We start from the raw sequence: 16,702 nt of genomic DNA on the forward strand, positions 1-16,702 counted from the left end.
GTCGTCGCCGCCGAGCGCGTGCGGCAGCGGGAGGCCGGAACATGCGGCCGTTGAAACTCACCCTGCAGGCGTTCGGCTCATATCGCGACCGGCAGGAGCTCGATTTCGAATCCATCGGCCCGCGGGGGTTCCTGCTCATTCACGGTCCCACCGGCGCCGGCAAGACCACCCTGCTCGACGCGATCTGTTACGCCCTCTACGGCGGCATGTCCGGCGACGACCGCACGCCCCGGCAGATGCGCAGCGACCACGCCCCGGCGGACCTGGCGACCTGCGTCCGGTTCGAGTTCGCCCTCGGTCCGAACCACTACCGGGTGGAGCGCCGGCCGGAGCAGGAGCGGCCCCGGCGCCGCGGCGAAGGTACCCGCACCGAGCCGGCTTCGGCCACGCTCTGGGAGGTCGGCCCCGGCGGCGCGCTGCACGTGCGGGCGTCCCAGCAGCGGGCCGTCACTGAGGCGGTGGAGGAGCTGTTGGGATTCCGGGCCGACCAGTTCCGCCAGGTGGTCATGCTGCCCCAGGACCGCTTCCGGCGGTTCCTCCTGGCGGGTTCCGCCGAGCGGGAGGAGATCCTGGAGGTGTTGTTCCAGACCGAGGGCTACCGCCTCATCCAGGAGGCGCTGGTGCAGTCCGCCCGCCGGCTCAAGGAACAGTGGGAGCAAGTGCTCCAGCGCCGGCAGGAACGGCTGGCGGCCGCCGGCGCCGACTCGCCCGAGGCGCTCGATGCGAGGTGCGGCGAGGTGCGGGCGCAACACCGCCAGGTTGCGGCCGAGGTGGCCCGGCAGGAGACCGCCGCGGCGGGGGCACGGTCTTTGCTGGCGGGGGGGCAGAGCGCCGCCGAGAAATTCAAGGAGCGGGACGCGGCGGAAGCGGACGTTCGGCGGCTCGAGGCCCAGCAGCCGACGATGGACACCCGGACGGAGGAGCTTCGGCTGGCCCGCTTGGTGGTTCCCCTCGAGGGTGCCGCCCGGGCGACGGTCGATGCGGAAGGAGCGGCCCGGGCGGCTCGCGACGAGGCCCGCCGGATGGAAACAGCGCAGCGGACCGCCGACAAGGAATTGCGGGCGGCCCGCGCCGCGCTGGCGGCGGCGGAAGCCCGCGAGGGGGAGCGCGAGGCGGCGGACCGCCGCATCATCCAGCTCGGGGAATGGCGTGGGCAGGTGCGCGCCCTCGACGCCGCCCGACGGACCGCGGCGGAGCACCAGGGCGAATATAGTCTCCGTTCGGACGAACTGGCGGCAGTGGGGAAGCGTCTGGACGCCGTCCGCGCCGAACGGCCGGTAGCGGAAGCGGCGCACCTGGAGGCCGAACGGGCTGCCGCCGCCCTCGCCGGCGCCGAGGCCGATTGCCGCCAGTTGGAGCAGCAGGAGGAAGACCGGAAAACCCTGGCGTCCCTGTTTCGGCAATCGCAGGCGGCGCAGCGGGCGCAGACGGCTTGCGACGCCGCGCTGGTCAAGGCCGAGGCCGCCCACGGCCGGGCGGCCGCCACCCTCGCCGCCGCCCGTGACGCCTTTCTCCGCGCCCAGTCCGGCGTGCTGGCCGCCGCCCTGGCGCCGGGCGAGCCGTGCCCGGTCTGCGGCTCCCGGAAGCATCCGTCGCCCGCCCCGCCGGCTGTCGGCATGCCCTCCGAGACCGGACTGCGCGACCTGGAACGGCAGGCGGACGAGCTGGCCCGCGCCCTGGACGGCACCCGGCGCGACGCCGCCACCACCGCCCGGGATACGGCGACGGCGGCGGCCCGCCTGAAGGACCTCGAGCAGCGGCTGGCTTCCGCCGGCGTCGTGTCCCTGGCCGAGTTCCAGACGCGTCGCCGCCGGGTCCGGACGGAACGCGACCGGCTCCGGGCGGCGAAAGACCGCCTCCCGGAGCTGCGCCGGCGGTTGGACGATCTCCGCCGGGAGGAGGCGGAGTTGCACGCACGCCAAACGGACCTGTCCCGCCGCCAGGCGGCGGCCGCCGCCGCCCGCGACGCGGCCCGCCGCCAAGTGGCGGAACTCGAGCAACAGGTTCCGGCCGAATACCGGGAATCGGCTGCTTTGGAAAAGGCCGACCGGCAGGCGCGGGCAGCGTTGAAGGAGTTGAAGGACACCCTGCGGCTGGCCCGAGAGCGGGCCACCATGGCGGAGTCCGCGGCGGCAAGCGCTGCGGCGCGGCGAACCGCGGCCGGAGAACAAGCGCAGGCGGCGGAGGCCCGACTGGCGAATAGTCGCAGCGCGTTCGAACGTGACTTGGCCGGAGCGGGATTTGCCGACGTCCGGGCCTTCGAATCGGCCCGCCGCGATCCGCAGGCGATCCAGGCCCTGGATCGTTGCATCCGGGAGGGGGAGGCCGCCTGGGGCGCCGCCAGGGAGCGGCTCGTCCGCGCCTGCCGCGCTGTGAAGGGCTTGGCCGTCCCCGACCTGCCGGCCCTGCAGGCGAATGTGCAGGCGGCGGAGAGCCTGCACCGACAGGGTGTCCAGGTCGAGGCGGAACTTCGGGCCCGCCTGGCCCAGGCCGAGGCCCACTGCGCCGCCCTGGCGGCGCTAGCCGGCGAAGCCGACCGGCTCGAGGAGCGGCACCGGGTCATGGGCCGACTGGGCGAGGCGGCCGCCGGCCGGAACAACTTCCGGGTCACCTTCCAGCGTTTCGTGCAGGGGGCGCTCTTCGACGAGGTGCTGGACGCCGCCTCCCGCCGGCTGGCCATCATGAGCAAGAACCGCTACCTGCTGCGCCGCGCCGGGGTCGGCCCCGATCGACGGAGCATGGGCGGGCTGGATCTGGAAGTGGACGACGGCTACACCGGCAAGGCGCGACCCGCGGCGACGCTGTCGGGGGGTGAGAGCTTTTTGGCGGCGCTGGCGCTGGCGCTGGGGCTGGCCGACGTGGTCCAGGGCTACGCCGGCGGCGTCCGCCTGGAGACGCTCTTCATTGACGAGGGCTTCGGCAGCCTCGACGAGGAGTCGCTGGACCTAGCCCTCCGGGCCCTGGCGGAGCTGCAGGCCGGCGGGCGGCTCGTGGCGGTGATCTCCCACGTGGCCGAGCTGCGCGAACGCATCGACACGCGGCTCGAGGTGATACCCCCGCGCACCGGCAGCACCGCCCGGCTGATTGCGGGTTGACGCACTTTTTCCGGACGGCCGGCGGAATCGCCCCATACAACCGGGAGACGGCGCCCGATGGGAACGGAAAACATGATGTTCGTCACAGGTTCAAAATTTATCGCTTGCATTTTTTTTCGTGCTGCCCCTATCATGGCAGTGTCGATTCACAAGCAGGTGGCAGCCGCGAACGCCCTCGTCAGGGGCGGCGATCTTTCCGGCGTTCGCGGCAGAACGACATACAGGGCTGGCATGGGGAATTCGACAACTACTCACAATTTTGTTTTTGATCCATTTTGACCTCTATAGTTCCAGGAACTCATGGGAGGACAAGTATGACGTTTTCTTCGCCCGATCATTCAATCACAGGCTCTGAAAAAAAGGCATCTCCTCAATCGGCGACAATCACCATTCGCTTCACAACGCCGGCATTCTTGGGAGGTGCGGATGGCTCGTCGGAAATCCGAACGCCGCCGATCAAAGCACTATTGAGACGTTGCTGGCGGCTAGCGGCCGCGAGCAGCTATCAATACGATTTTCAAATGCTTCGGGAGGCGGAAGGAAATCTCTTCGGCCATGCATGGCTGAAAAATAATGGAAAGGCCTGGGCCATGAAAAGCCCAATTACCATAGGAGTATACCAGAAAAACACTAAATACCTGACAACTTGGGGAAGAGATCCTAAAACAAAGCATGTCGAGGTCGAAAGAGTAGCAGACAGGATGATCGGTTCGCACCTTTATTTGGGATATGGTCCCCTAATACCCAAAGGGAAAACTGATCTGAAAACACCCCCTGCTCTTGACGCCGGGACAGAACTGGAAATCAGGTTCTCTGGGTGTGGGATCGGGCAGTTGGCATCTCAACTACAGCAGATTCTTACCGTCATGCACTGGGTGGAATCCTTGGGGGGGCGGAGTCGAAATGGCTGGGGATCATTCATAATCTCAAGTGTTAAGGGTTGTGAGTTCAAGCCTTCAAAACCGTCTGACGACCTCAGCAGCATGTCTCAGCCGTTGGGCCAATGTCTTGCACGATGTTGGCCTGCTGCTATAGGTAAAGATAATAAAGGATTATTGTCTTGGACCACTAAAAACACTTTCTCAAGTTGGGATTTGGTCATGCAGGAACTTGCCCGTCTGAAAATAGGTCTCAGAACACAGTTCAACTTTCAGGGACAAAATTTGCAAAGGCGCCATGTGATCGCATATCCCGTGACTAATCACTATATCGGGCAGAATAGATACGATGACAAGTGGAAAGATCAAAGATTAACTAATCAACTTCGACTGAAAACTGTCCAAGAGGCGAATGGATTCAAAGGCTGCATTGTCCACGTGCCTGCTGGAATTCCAGACCACATAATCCGCTTACTTTCCCGCGAAGACCAAAACAAAGTGAAGCAGTACGAGATCGAAGTCTGGCCTCTAATTCATCAATATTTGGATCGCGAAGCGACGCGCTGGTAGCTGAGGAGGCATGATGAACACATCCGATTTCTGGAGACTGAAACTGGCTGCCCTGCTTCATGATCCGCCTGAAAAAGCGCTAGTGCTCATGAAAGATCCGGCTGGTCACGAGGGGGGCACCGTCGCCTGGATCGCCGATCAGCTGCATCTCAACCTGTCGCCCGATGAATCCACCGTCATTCGGCGCGCGGACCGGTGGGCTTCCGCCGCCGACCGTCCACAGTTCCCGAGAGAGAGCCAGGCTGGTCCGTATGAGCGCTGGACCCAGGTCGATTATTCAAAGGAACCGGTGTTCATTCATCCGCTGTCCGGTCGTCGTCACGCAATCCGCCAGAAGCTTGAGGATATCCCATGGGAATGGATGAAGGATGTCTCCAGTCGGCATCTCTCGAAGCTCATCCGGCGGGATGCAGCGGGAAATATCAATCTCCGTTTGACGTTTCTGGCGATGTGGCGGCTGGCGCCGATTCCTCCTGAAGAGACAGAATATGATTTGGGCGAGCTGTGGAGCATCCTCCCGGCCGACACGCGTGTGCCGGACCACAGCATCTGGGAACACGCCCGATTGACATCGGCTTTCACGGGGGCATCCGCACCGGGCGGGCAGCCCGCCCTTATCCTGGTTTCGATGGGTCCCGTGCAGACGTGGATTGCCCAATCCCGCTCGACATCCGATCTGTGGGCCGGCTCGCATTTTCTCTCCCGCCTGAGCTGGGAGGCGATGAAAATGGTCTGCGAGCGGTTCGGACCCGATGCCCTACTGCTGCCCAATCTTCATGGGACTCCACTGGTGGACGCCTGGTTGGAAGAATCGGGTGTTTCAATCCCCGATGTGTCGGGTTGGAAGCATTTGAAATCGGACGCCAATCCCCTGTTCACCGCAGCACTCCCCAATCGTTTCATTGCGTTGATTCCCGCTGAAGGAATCGACGAATTCATGGTGGAAATGGAGCACAGGGTCCGTGATTGGGTCCGGCGTCAAGTCGAAGGGGCGGCCGGGTTGCTATTGCAAAAAGGAGGGCGCACAGCTGAAATTCCAACTGGCATGTCTTCACAGATTGATAAGCAGCTCCTGGGATTCCCCGAATTCCATTGGTGTGCAGTTCGTTGGCCGGCTGGGACAGAAGACGGCCAGTTCAAGGCGGCGGTGGAAGAATTGGGCCAATCGATGGCCCTGGTCTACCCGGACGGCTCCTCCAGTTTCTTCGACCATCCTTCCTGGCGGGTGGTCAGTGGGGCGGTTGAAGTGTCGGGGGCCAAATTCTATCAGCCGAATCCGGGAACGTGCTACCCAGCGATTTACGATCTAGCGGACCGGCTGTTGGCCGCCGGCAAGTCGCTTCGCGCCTTCGAGCAAGCTGTCCATGCGGGATATCGGTGCAGTATGTGCGGCGAGCGGGAATGGCTCACCGACGATCCTGACCTCCTTACCAAACCTCCGGGCCAGCGTAATCAAAGCATCTGGTCCCGCGTGGCGGAACATGCCCCTTCCCTGGCCAAGCGAGGGGAGCATCTCTGCGCGTTGTGCACGTTGAAAAGGTTCTGGCCCACTCTCTTCCGGACAGAAGTGGAACAGATGGCCGCCGGTGTGCAGCGCTACACGGTTTCGACGCACACCATGGCCCTCGCGGCAGGCATGGAGCGAATGCTGACAGCTGACCCAGAACACTCATCCTGGATCCAACTGGCCGATCTGATCAAGGTGTTTGGCGAGGATCTTTGGGAATCCGCTCTGCCTCGAGCTCTTGTCCAACAAATGTTCAAAAATGAGCATGAAGATCTGATTCGACGACTGCCGACACTGATGGACCGGATTCGTGAAGCCGGCGACGACAAGGCCATGCGCAAGGTAGAATCGATCGTCCAGGCGCTCTCCGGTAGCAAGCCGGAAACCTACTATGCTTTGATTCTCATGGACGGAGATAGGATGGGCGCGTGGCTCAGCGGTACAGAAGCTTCCTTGGGTAGTGTGTACCGGGATGCCTGGCATCCTCAGATCCTAAAAGCGATTGCCCAAAAAGGACTGGATCAGGGACCTCTGGCTGACTACTTAAATGCTCAGCGGTTGCCGTCGCCCGGACGGCACAACGCCATTTCGACTTCGTTGAATCACTTCGCGCTTGAGATAGCACCGTGGGTTCTGGAGCGGCAGTTCAAGGGGAAAATTCTATATTCAGGCGGTGACGATCTTCTGGCCCTGCTGAGCCTGGACGATCTGCTGCCGGCGATGGAAACGCTCCGCTGCCTGTATTCCGGTATTGAGCCGAGCCCTGCTGTCTCTGCCAAATGGATCGAAGGCAGCCAAGTACGGGTTAAAGACGGCTATGTCTGGATGAAGGGACGGTTGTTCCGAACAATGGGCGAGAAAGCGACAGTCTCGGCGGGGGTGGTGATCGCCCACCATACTGCGCCGTTGGCGATGGTGCTGCGAAACCTGCGTCAAGCGGAGAGAACCGCTAAAAGGCAGGGGCGCGATGCATTCTGTGTGATGCTTCAGAAGCGCTCGGGCGGCCGGATCGAGCTGGTGTCCAAATGGCGCGTGGGCATTGACGGCGGAGAGATCCCGATTGTTCCAATCCTGATGGAACTGCGCGATGCGTTTGCACAGACCGTCTCGCGCCGGGCCGCCTACAACCTGCAGGTTTGGTTCGATGGAATGGCGCCGGAAGCCGATGTAGCCATGTTGCAGCGCCTGATGGCGTACCAGTTCTATCGCCAGCGGAAAAACAAGGATGACAAAAAGAAAGAAGCGTTGGCGGGATTGGCGCAGAAGGTTGCCGATCTCACGATCACAACGGCCGATCGGCCGGATTTCCTGGCTCGACTGCTGACGACTTGCGAATTCATCGCCCGGGAGGGAAGGCAATGAGCACCTGTGTCATGATATCCCCCATCGACGTTTGCCTCTTTCGCGGAAACCGCTTGTTCGGAGCCACCAGCGAACACAACGAAACCACCATGCCGCCCTGGCCGTCCGTGTTCTCCGGAGCGATCCGATCCCGAATTCTGGCTGACCGGGGAATCGACTGGACGCATTTTCTGAAGGGCACACTCAGGGATGCACAAGTTCTGAAAACTGTCGGCACCGCCGACGCACCCGGACCGCTCCGTCTGACGTGGCTGACTCTCTTCTCCGGCGGCCAGGCTTGGTTCCCACTCCCGGTGGACCTGGCGGTATTTTCCGATCAGGATGAAGATGTGGTCCCGCTTGAACCTTTGACGCGCTCAGCCCTCGCTCAATTCAAGGCCGCCTACCCGCTCGATTCGATTCCCGTGCTACGGCGACAAAAGGCGTCCAAGCCGTTGTCCCGTTGGGTGAACGGCGCCGGCTTGGCCAGCCACCTGAAGGGACTGCCGGTCAAGGCCAAGCATCTGACTGCGCCGTCCAGGCTCTGGGACACCGTTGACATGTTGGGCATCGCGCTCGCCGGCGAATCGCGAACGGCGGATGAGGGTAGGATATACACCTCGGAAGCGGTGACTCTGTTACCTGGGGTGTCGTTCATCGCCGGATTTGACGGACATGGCGACCTGCTGCCCGCGGACGGATTGGTGCGCCTGGGTGGCGATGGGAAATCAGCATCCATCCATCCGGTGACGAATGAATTTGATTTCGGCATATTGTCAGTCCCGATCACCGGCAATAAATTTCGGATCATCCTCTCGACTCCCGGCGTTTTCCCGGATGGCTGGATACCGCCGTGCGTCGGGATCGAGCAGGGTGAATTCCTTCTGCGAGCCAAGGATTTCACCGCCCGGCTGGTTTCAGCCGCTGTTCCAAGCTATCAGACGATCAGCGGTTGGGATGTCGCCCGGCAAGAGCCCAAACCGTCAATGCGCATGGCGCCCATCGGTTCGGTGTACTGGTTTGAGACAATATCGGGGGATACAACAAAGTTCGTGGTATTGCTCCGGCGGGACGGCTGGTGGCCGCTGATTGCCAGTCAGTTGGGGGGCGAGTTGACAAAGGCGTACGCCGCGCGGCGGGCGGAAGGATTCGGCAATGTCTGGGTCGGGAATTGGAAATAAGGCCAGGAGGTGATAGATGTTTCAAGAGAAGAAAGTCATGTTCGTTTACTGCGTGAGCCCCCTCCACATGGGCGCGGGCACCGCCTTGGGCGCCGTGGACAATCCCATCCAACGGGAACGCCATACCGGCCATCCGGTCATGGCCGGTTCGGGGATCAAAGGCGCCCTGCGCCACCATCTGGCGATCCACAAAAGCGCGGGTGGCCAACAGGCCGATCTGGACGTTCTATTCGGTCCGGATCCCGAGGGTTCAGCGGAGCACGCCGGGGCGGTGAGTTTTTCCGATGCCCAGAGCGTGTTGTTTCCCGTTAGGAGCCTGCGGGAATCCTATGTGTATGCCACGTCGCCAACCGCACTGGAACGCCTGCGCCGGATGCTCGTGCTCTGCGGGATCCAGCAGGCGGCGGGATGGAAGATTCCCAAGGTGGGTTCCGACGATCAGTGCGTGCTCCTTGATGATGCGCTCAAAGCCAGCAATAAAAAGTTGGTGCTTGAAAGCTGCCAGTTTTCGGCGGATGACGGTGGCAAGGCGGAGCTGGAGAAAGTCGCTCGGTGGATGTCGGAGAACGGCCTACCGAAAGATCCGGGAACGGAGTATTTCCGCTCGAAAATCGCACGGCATCTGGTACTGCTGTCGGACAATCGGTTCAATTACTTCGTGCAGCACACCACCGTCGTTGAACCCCACGTCCGCATCTCCGATGAAAGCGGCACGGCGGAGGACGGCGGATTGTTTTACACGGAAAACCTGCCCGCCGAGACGCTCATGGCCGGCATGGTCCTCTGTTCCATGGAGCGGCGAAAAAAAGGCGACACGATGAAAGACTTGATGCAGGCTGACAACGTCCTTAACGCCGTGACCGGATTGCTTGACGGCTCTCTGGTCCAGATGGGCGGTGACGCCACGACGGGTCGTGGCCAGGTCCAGATCAGGTTTGCATGATTTGACAAGGAGGACCCAGCACATGAAAACTCTGGATCAGGAACGAGCGGCATTTGCCTGGAGCAAGGTGCAAGGGAAGACTAAGGAATATTCCAACATCGCCAAAGGTGCACCGGCCCTGATCATGGGCAATGGTTTGATGCAGGCTCTGGCCTTCTACCAGGATAAGAAGGGAGCGGCCAGCCAGTTGGGTGATGATCTCCGGGCTTGGATCTGCCGGCAGTATGCCGATCAATTCAAAGGCAAAGAGCAATTTGTTGCTTTCATGCAGACGCTGACGGCGGTCGATTCCGACATCTACATTCAGGTCACCGAGGAGAGCCTTGAATTTCTTCGTTGGCTCCGTCAGTTTGCGGCGGCGGTTCTGTAGCTTTGGATGTACAGGAGAGCCCCATGACCACGATGGCCTACAACGAATTGCGTCAAGTCGTCGAAGCTGATCGATCCTATGCATCGCCGGGACTGCGCTTCGGATTGTATTTTGATGGTTGGAACCCGGCGGTTTTCACGCCGGTCAAAACCGACAAGAAGGAAGCGTTGAAGAAAGCATGTGCGTTGCAGGCCGCTCACAAGGACTTGATCCATTCCCTGATCGAACGGCAGCGAGGAATCGCGGAATCGATTCAGTCGCGGATCGCCTGGCGTGGTACGATGTTCTCTCTGGGGCCGTTTGTGACCGGCCTAGGGTTGGAACACCCGCTGGAAAACGGCTTCTCGTTCCTGTCGCCTTATGGGGTTCCATATCTGCCTGGCAGTGCCGTAAAGGGAGTAGTTCGTCGAGCGGCCGAAGAATTGGCGCTCTTCGAGCCCGATCCGGATGGTTGGAGCGTGACCCGGGTGTGGTGGCTGTTCGGCTTTGATGAGAACAGCGCCTTTTTCAAGAAGAAAGAAAAGGACACGCCGGATGTAATTGCCCAGGAGCTGGCGAGATGGCGAAGCGCCTATGACGCGGCGATTTCAGCATGCGACCCGGTGGAGATCGAGGCGATCATTCGCTTGCTGCCGGATTCCAAGGACCGGGATGAGTGGCGGAGCAGGGGGTTGGAGTTCCTGAGGGAACTACCTGAAAACCGGGAGCTGCGTCGCAAGCTCCATCTCGTGGGCTCACTCCGCTTTTGGGATGTCTATCCTGAGATAGCCGGGGGCAAGCTGAGTGTGGACATTATGAATCCCCACTTCAACCATTATTACCAAGGAGACCGGCCGCCGGGGGATTGGGGATCACCCAATCCCATATTCTTCCTCACCATTCCCGCCGGCAGTTCGTTCCAGTTTGTTGTGGAGCGCTCCGAAACCGCCGGCATGCCGTCGTCCATCCATGACTTCATTGGTGCCGGCATTGAGCAAGTCATGCTATTTTCGTTCAAATGGATGGGGTTCGGCGCCAAGACTTCACTGGGGTATGGGCTGATGGGTTCCGAGTCGGAACTGCCCAAATCCACCGCACAGCCAGGTAAACCGGCCAACGACACAACACCCCAGGTCCAAAAGAAAGAATTCTCTGTGCCTCCACAGACCCACAAACCGGCTCACAAAGGTTCGTATCATCAGCCAACGGCTGAACCGCAGACAAGTAAACCGATTGTAATTCAAGCTGATTCCAGTCTTCCGGATGAAACTCAAAGGTTGAAGGCGGTCCTGGTGACAGCGGTCGCCAATGGTAAAGCTCGCATAAAATTTGAAAACGGCGATGAGATGGATGCCAGTAAATTCCCTCCTTACCCTCTGACTCCAGCCGGGCGCCGTTGCACCGTGGAAGTAACAACGCGGGGAGGAAAGCCGATTAAAGCAATATTCAAAGGATTTATCTAAGTGTTCAATTTGTTGTCGTCATGAAGCGATAATGATGAATACGCAACACCTGATCTGCACGGTGGGGACGAGTCTGTTCGTCACCAACCTGCCGCGGCTGGATGAGCAGTCATCGGGGGCTTCGGTTTCGACGGATGAAGCGGCTGTTGCGCGCGCCTGGCGGTGTCACGATTGGCCGTCGTTGGCACAGGCGATGCGATGCCTGCCGCCTAATCGGCGTCTGTTGGGCGCTGAGATCAATTCGATTCAAAGCATGCTGGACAGGCAGTTCATTCCGGACGCCTGCGGCTTGACCTTTCTGCATTCCGATACGGCTGATGGGAAGAATACCGCCTCCGTGCTCCGGGACTATTTCGTCGGACGCGGGTTTGCACCGGTGACCGCGGTGGTGGTGCCGGGATTGAGAGATGACAATCCCCGCCTGTTCCGAACAGAAGGCCTGAGGAATCTGGCTCGGTTGATCTGTCGGACGATTCACGATTATGGGCCTGAACAGTGCGCCATCAACGCCACGGGTGGGTATAAGGCCCAGATCGCCATCGCCGTGCTCATCGGCCAGGCTCTGTCGGTTCCCGTCTACTATATGCATGAGCGGTTCGCCGAGGTGATCGACTTTCCGCCGATGCCTGTGGCGATGGATTTCACTCTCTGGATGACAACGTCCGGGATTCTGTGGCGGCTCAGTCGCGACACCCAGCCGCAGCCGGCCGCTGATTTTTCCGAGGAGTGGGACGAGCGGCTGGAGCCCCTCGTCAACCGCGAGATGATCGATGGCGCCGAGTATCTGGAGCTCTCACCCGTCGGTCAGATCTTTCACGAGACGTTCACCGAGCGGTTCCGGCGGATGGCACCGGAGCTGCTGCCGCCCAAAGCGACTCGGAAAAAGCCGCCGCGTTGGGAAACGGGCGGCTTGCGGGCGCATCCGGAGATCCTGGCCTTCATGGAACGTCTCACCGCGGCGGCGGACTTTGTGGAATCGTGCGCCACCGTCTATTTCAACCCGGATTTGCCGAACCCTACCCGTTTCCGTTTGGGCAGCCACGGCATCGAGGCGGTTTTCTCCGCCGGTACGTGGACGGTGAGAATCCGCGTCGATACGACGGCGGAGGGGGACATCCAGCGTCGCGCCGCCGTGGCATGGCTCAACGACTGGCTGAACCGCTGATGCGGCCAGGCAAGTGAGATTTTGAGCCCGCGATGAAACGCTAGCAGTTCTGCTTTCGGTTGATCAACCCGTCTCCATCGGCATTGAGCACCGGCCCTCTATACTCTTTACACTTTTGGTTGAATTGGCCCCTCGAAGGTCCGTCCGGTAGGCACAGATTCAACAATCCGGTTTCAGGCTTCGGGATGCCGACGATCTGTCCGAGTTCGTCCAGATCGTCGGGACTCACGGGCTCAAACCCGTGGGCGAAGATGCTTTGGTTCCGGCTGACGCCGAGTTCGCGCAGCCTGACGCCGATGCCGATGGAATTCGGCGGCAGGGCGGGATCGCCCATCGCGACCAGCAATGCATACTTGGCCATTAGCGCCAAGGGTTGAGTCAGTTCCAGGGCCGGTAAGCCGATCTGTCGGCACGCTTCCTGATAAGCGGCCAAGAGCCCGTCGGTACCGGCAGGGATTGCGATACCAGCCGGAATTCGGGCCGGCAGCCGATCATCCGGTGATTCGACCCGGCTGTCGCAGGCGATTCCGTAATCCACCCGCAGGCGCTCCGTCAGGCAGGCTTCCGCCAGTCGATAGTACAAAAGCGCGGCGTGGTTGCGCCGTCCTGCCGCCTGTTCCTGGCTCGCTCTGATGAGCAGCTCCGCTAACAATGGCAACCGATGCCGAGTGTTCCAGTCGACTGTCCCGGCCATGGCTGCCGACAATTCGTGGCAGATAACCCGTAGTTTGACCGCTGCCTGTTTGAGCACCTGGTGACAGGGCGTTTGGTTGATGGGGCGGCCGAGCGCGTCGATTGATTGCTCGATACGGGCCGCCAGATCACCGGCTTCGGCGGGCAGCAGGGCATCCCGCAGACGGCACGCGTCGATCCACAGGCGGGTCAAGCGGACGAGTTGGTCGGCGTCCGGGTACGCGTCAAGCTCATCCAGGATCCGCCGGGATGAGTCGAACGCGCCGGAAGCGACCATTTCGCGAGAACGCCGCAATCCCTCGCGGCGGATGACTTCCTGAGGCTCGGGGAGTTCCATCAACCGGCCGGTGCCGGCGATGGGTCGACCGTCCGGCGTGTACTCGGCTTGGAAATGAAGGATTCGGGAACCTGCAACCTGAGCGTGCCGGACAAGGAGCGCCGCATGAACTTTCGAGCCACCCGTGATCAGATATCCAATGCGGCGAGGGTTGACGGATATTGTCTGTTGGACCAGAGTGGGCAGGATTTCCGGTTCGGTCAACCCGGTTTGCCCTTCCTCGGGATACTCGCGGATTACCGGAGCCGCTCCCGGGCCTGGCCATCGCGCCTGCCAGGCGCGAATCTCTTGGAAAGGTATCCGGGGCAGGTCTGCAGTCCGCAAAAGAAGCGCTGATTTAGGCTGGATGGATAAGAGGGTGCCGGCGATGCTGTCCGAATTGGAGGCAATGCCCACGACTAGATCAACTTGCGGATATGTCTCTAGAAACCGGCTGAGTTCCGCGGCGATGTCCGGTTTGAAAAAATTGTCATGAACCGGCATGATACGGCCTCCTGATCGGAGTAATTGATTATACACTGACCATCAATCTCTTGGACACCATGTGGAATTCCACTATATGGTTTCGAGAGAGGTGGTGATTTGTTTTGGTTCGCCGTTCTTGGCTGATCACGTGGAATCGGGAACGTGAAATTCCCGTCGAACCCACAAGCTCCGTTCAGGAGGCATGATGCATTTGATCATCTTCGGCATCGCGGTGGTGATCGCGATCTTTTTCAACTGGAAGGTCAACGCCGTGAACTGCCTCATCAATGTAGGCCTGTTGCTGCTCAACCTGTTCTTGGGCGATGCTGTTTTGTGGGACTGCATCAACGCCGGCTACAGCGCGGTGGGTACGGCAGTCCATTATTATTATGATGTCATCCGAAAGAAATGAACAGTGGCCTGTACGCCGCGTTCGCCGAACGCGGTCCGGCAACGAGGCACGACCTGCAACCGGAGCTTACCCTCGATGTTGAGGCACCGTCTCTGACTGATTAAATTCCGTGGATGTCTGTCGAACGCGCGCAATGGACTGCCCTAAGCGGGAAGGCGCGGTGCAATTCATCGTCACCGGTAATTGAACGTGAACCGGGCGGCGAAGGCGGCCAGGCCGGGGCGGGGGAGCGGGCCGGGCGGGGCGCCCAGCAGCCGCTCGGGAGTCTCGCCCAACTGGGATTCCCGCCACTGCGTCCGCAGCTCGGGCGCCGCCTCCAGCGCCCGGCGGATCCGCCCCCGCACCTCCTCGTGGTGGAACTCCGGCGTCGCGCGGCCCTTTTCAGCGGCGTGCAGGATCCACCGGGCCACCATGGCCGCGCGGATCCATTCCAGCGTGACCGAGGCGGCCTCCGGCTGGACTAGGCTGATGCCCTGCAGCAGCGTCTCGCCCGCTTCCGGCTGCGTTTCCGCGGCGTGGAGCGCCTGGTAGAAGGCGCAGAACTCGGCCGGGTGCTCCGCGGCGCGATCGCCGAGCGCCGCCTCCAGTGACAGCTCCAGCGCCAGCCGGTCCAGTTCGCGGACTTCGTCCGGCGCCAGTCGGCTCTGCCGTCGGAGTTCCCAGGCCGCCTTCCAGCACAGGGCCAGGGTGTACGGGTCGCCGCGCTCCGCTGCCGCACGCACCGGTTCCGGCCAGCGGACGTCCGTCCCCGCCAGCCCCGCGGCCAGCTCCGCGGCTTCCCCGAGTCGGCCCTGATCCAGGTAGAGGTGGGCCAGGAAATTCCGCTCCACCCGCTCCTCGCCCTTCCGTTCGAACAGCTCCACCGCGCGGTTGAAGCACGCCTCGGCGCGGCTGAACTGCTCGCCGGCAGCATCCAGCGGCGCCTGGAAGGCCAGCGCCTGTCCCAGCGAGCCGTACAACTCGCCGAGGAGCTGGTCGCGGCCGGGCCGCACTCCGAAGAACCGCTCCAGGGCACCCATCTCCGACTCCCGCAGCCGGATGCAGCCCTCCAGCAGGTGCTGGGCCTCCCGGAACTGGAACATGTTGGCGTGGTAGACGCTCCGGTGGTTGAGGAAGTCGAGGTAGAGGGCCGCCCCCTCCGGCGTCCGGCACACCGTCTCCCGCATCGCCTCGCCGGCGGCCATGGCGTCGGCGGCCCGGTCCAGGCGGCCCTGGTGGTTGGCGCAGGCCAGGAGGTCGCGCTGCACGCGGAAGCGCAGGGCCGCCAGCCCCGGCTCCTGCGGGTTGTCCGTCCAGAGGCGCTCCAGCGGCGCCGCGAGCCGCTCCAGGATCCGGCGGGCCGTCTCTTCGTAGCCCGAGCGGCGCAGCAGGTAGCGTCGGGCGGCGCTCTCGATGAGTTCCAGTTGCGCTTCCGCCGGCTCTTTCAAGAGCCGGTCCGTGGCTGCCTCGAGCAGTCGGCGGGTCGGTTCGGCGTAGTAGGGGTGAGCGGCCAGGGCCTCCACCGCCGACCAGTCGGCGATGATGCCGGCGGCGTCGCCGTGGCGCAGGCGGCGGAACAGGCCGCGGTAGAGGTCGTCGAGCGGGCCGTAGACAAACCGGTGGCGGGCGTGTCGGGCCGCCGCCGCAGCCAACTCCTTCAGGTTCCGGGCGTCGCCGAGGCCGGGCGCGCTGCGTCCGGCGAAGGGTGCCAGGTCGTCGGCGGGCAGGAACTGGCCCAGCAGGTTGCTCAAAAAATCGGCGAGCTGATGAAAGGGGCCACCCGCCGTCACCGCGACCACGTGGAGCGAACCCAGCTCGTTCGCCCGCGGGGTGCCGACCGCCTCCAGGGCCGCCTGGCGCAGCGCCCCCAGCAGGTAGCCGTCCCGCACCAGCCGGTACAGGAGGTTGCCATGCTCGTCCCGCCGGTCGTCCACCGGCTCGAAGCCGAGTTGGGCCAGGATCTCCTGGGCGCCGCGGTCGCCGGGCGGGACGGGGAAGAGCCGGCTGGCCGCCTGGACGGCGTACGCGTCGGCCTCGCCGAGGTTCCGGTCGTTGCCGAACAGCAGGTTTTCCAGCAGCCGCGTCACCATGGACAGGTACCGGTTCCCGCCCAGCGCGTCGGCGGCGAACTGCGGCACGTTCAGCACATCCTGCCCGTACCGGATGTAGCAGAATTCGACGCCGCGGCGGGCCAGCGCCGGGAACAGCTCCTTGTACAGGGCCGTCCGCCGGGTGCCGGTCTCGGCGCCCCGCCGGTGCAGCGCGTCGTGGCCGCGGAGGATCCGCACCACCTCGGCCTCCAGCGCCGCCTCGTCGACGCCCAC

At 62.5% G+C, this 16,702-nt stretch carries 12 protein-coding genes; 10 read left to right on the forward strand and 2 right to left on the reverse strand.

Going from position 1 to position 16,702, the window contains the following annotated elements; genetic code table 11:
- The 9 genes from GX414_07350 to GX414_07390 form a co-directional block, all read left to right on the forward strand.
- On the forward strand, window positions 1-3,095 hold a 3,095-nt coding region (locus tag GX414_07350), incomplete at its 5' end, for an SMC family ATPase (protein ID NLI46906.1).
- A 57-nt stretch (window positions 3,096-3,152) separates the two neighbouring features.
- The gene (locus tag GX414_07355) at window positions 3,153-3,374 is read left to right on the forward strand and encodes a hypothetical protein (GenBank protein ID NLI46907.1); all 222 of its coding nucleotides are present in this window, start codon (window positions 3,153-3,155) and stop codon (window positions 3,372-3,374) included.
- 35 nt (window positions 3,375-3,409) lie between these two features.
- On the forward strand, window positions 3,410-4,543 hold the full coding sequence (locus GX414_07360; GenBank protein ID NLI46908.1) for a hypothetical protein: 1,134 nt from the start codon (window positions 3,410-3,412) through the stop codon (window positions 4,541-4,543).
- Window positions 4,544-4,556: 13 nt separating this feature from the next.
- Window positions 4,557-7,412 (forward strand): type III-B CRISPR-associated protein Cas10/Cmr2, encoded by a 2,856-nt coding sequence (gene cas10 / locus GX414_07365; protein NLI46909.1) that lies wholly within the window; start codon window positions 4,557-4,559, stop codon window positions 7,410-7,412.
- Window positions 7,409-8,572 (forward strand): hypothetical protein, encoded by a 1,164-nt coding sequence (locus GX414_07370; GenBank protein ID NLI46910.1) that lies wholly within the window; start codon window positions 7,409-7,411, stop codon window positions 8,570-8,572. The genes cas10 and GX414_07370 overlap by 4 nt, the downstream gene beginning before the upstream one ends.
- Before the next feature lie 16 nt (window positions 8,573-8,588).
- Complete coding sequence (cmr4, locus tag GX414_07375) at window positions 8,589-9,515, forward strand: type III-B CRISPR module RAMP protein Cmr4 (protein NLI46911.1); 927 nt, start codon at window positions 8,589-8,591, stop codon at window positions 9,513-9,515.
- A gap of 22 nt (window positions 9,516-9,537) precedes the next feature.
- Window positions 9,538-9,885: a type III-B CRISPR module-associated protein Cmr5 gene (cmr5, locus tag GX414_07380; protein ID NLI46912.1), complete on the forward strand. Its 348-nt coding sequence runs from the start codon at window positions 9,538-9,540 to the stop codon at window positions 9,883-9,885.
- A gap of 23 nt (window positions 9,886-9,908) precedes the next feature.
- Window positions 9,909-11,327, forward strand: coding sequence for a type III-B CRISPR module RAMP protein Cmr6 (gene cmr6, locus GX414_07385; protein ID NLI46913.1), 1,419 nt, complete (start codon window positions 9,909-9,911; stop codon window positions 11,325-11,327).
- A gap of 253 nt (window positions 11,328-11,580) precedes the next feature.
- Complete coding sequence (locus GX414_07390; protein ID NLI46914.1) at window positions 11,581-12,492, forward strand: putative CRISPR-associated protein; 912 nt, start codon at window positions 11,581-11,583, stop codon at window positions 12,490-12,492.
- A 40-nt stretch (window positions 12,493-12,532) separates the two neighbouring features.
- Here the strand turns inward: GX414_07390 and GX414_07395 are convergent, their stop codons facing one another.
- Window positions 12,533-14,005 (reverse strand): hypothetical protein, encoded by a 1,473-nt coding sequence (locus GX414_07395; GenBank protein NLI46915.1) that lies wholly within the window; start codon window positions 14,003-14,005, stop codon window positions 12,533-12,535.
- A 187-nt stretch (window positions 14,006-14,192) separates the two neighbouring features.
- On the opposite strand from GX414_07395, the gene GX414_07400 reads away from it, so the two are divergent.
- Complete coding sequence (locus GX414_07400) at window positions 14,193-14,399, forward strand: hypothetical protein (GenBank protein NLI46916.1); 207 nt, start codon at window positions 14,193-14,195, stop codon at window positions 14,397-14,399.
- A 173-nt stretch (window positions 14,400-14,572) separates the two neighbouring features.
- Here GX414_07400 and GX414_07405 read toward each other — a convergent pair.
- On the reverse strand, window positions 14,573-16,702 hold a 2,130-nt coding region (locus GX414_07405; protein NLI46917.1), incomplete at its 5' end, for a hypothetical protein.

The organism is Acidobacteriota bacterium (genome assembly GCA_012517875.1).
Lineage (GTDB): Bacteria > Acidobacteriota > JAAYUB01 > JAAYUB01 > JAAYUB01 > JAAYUB01.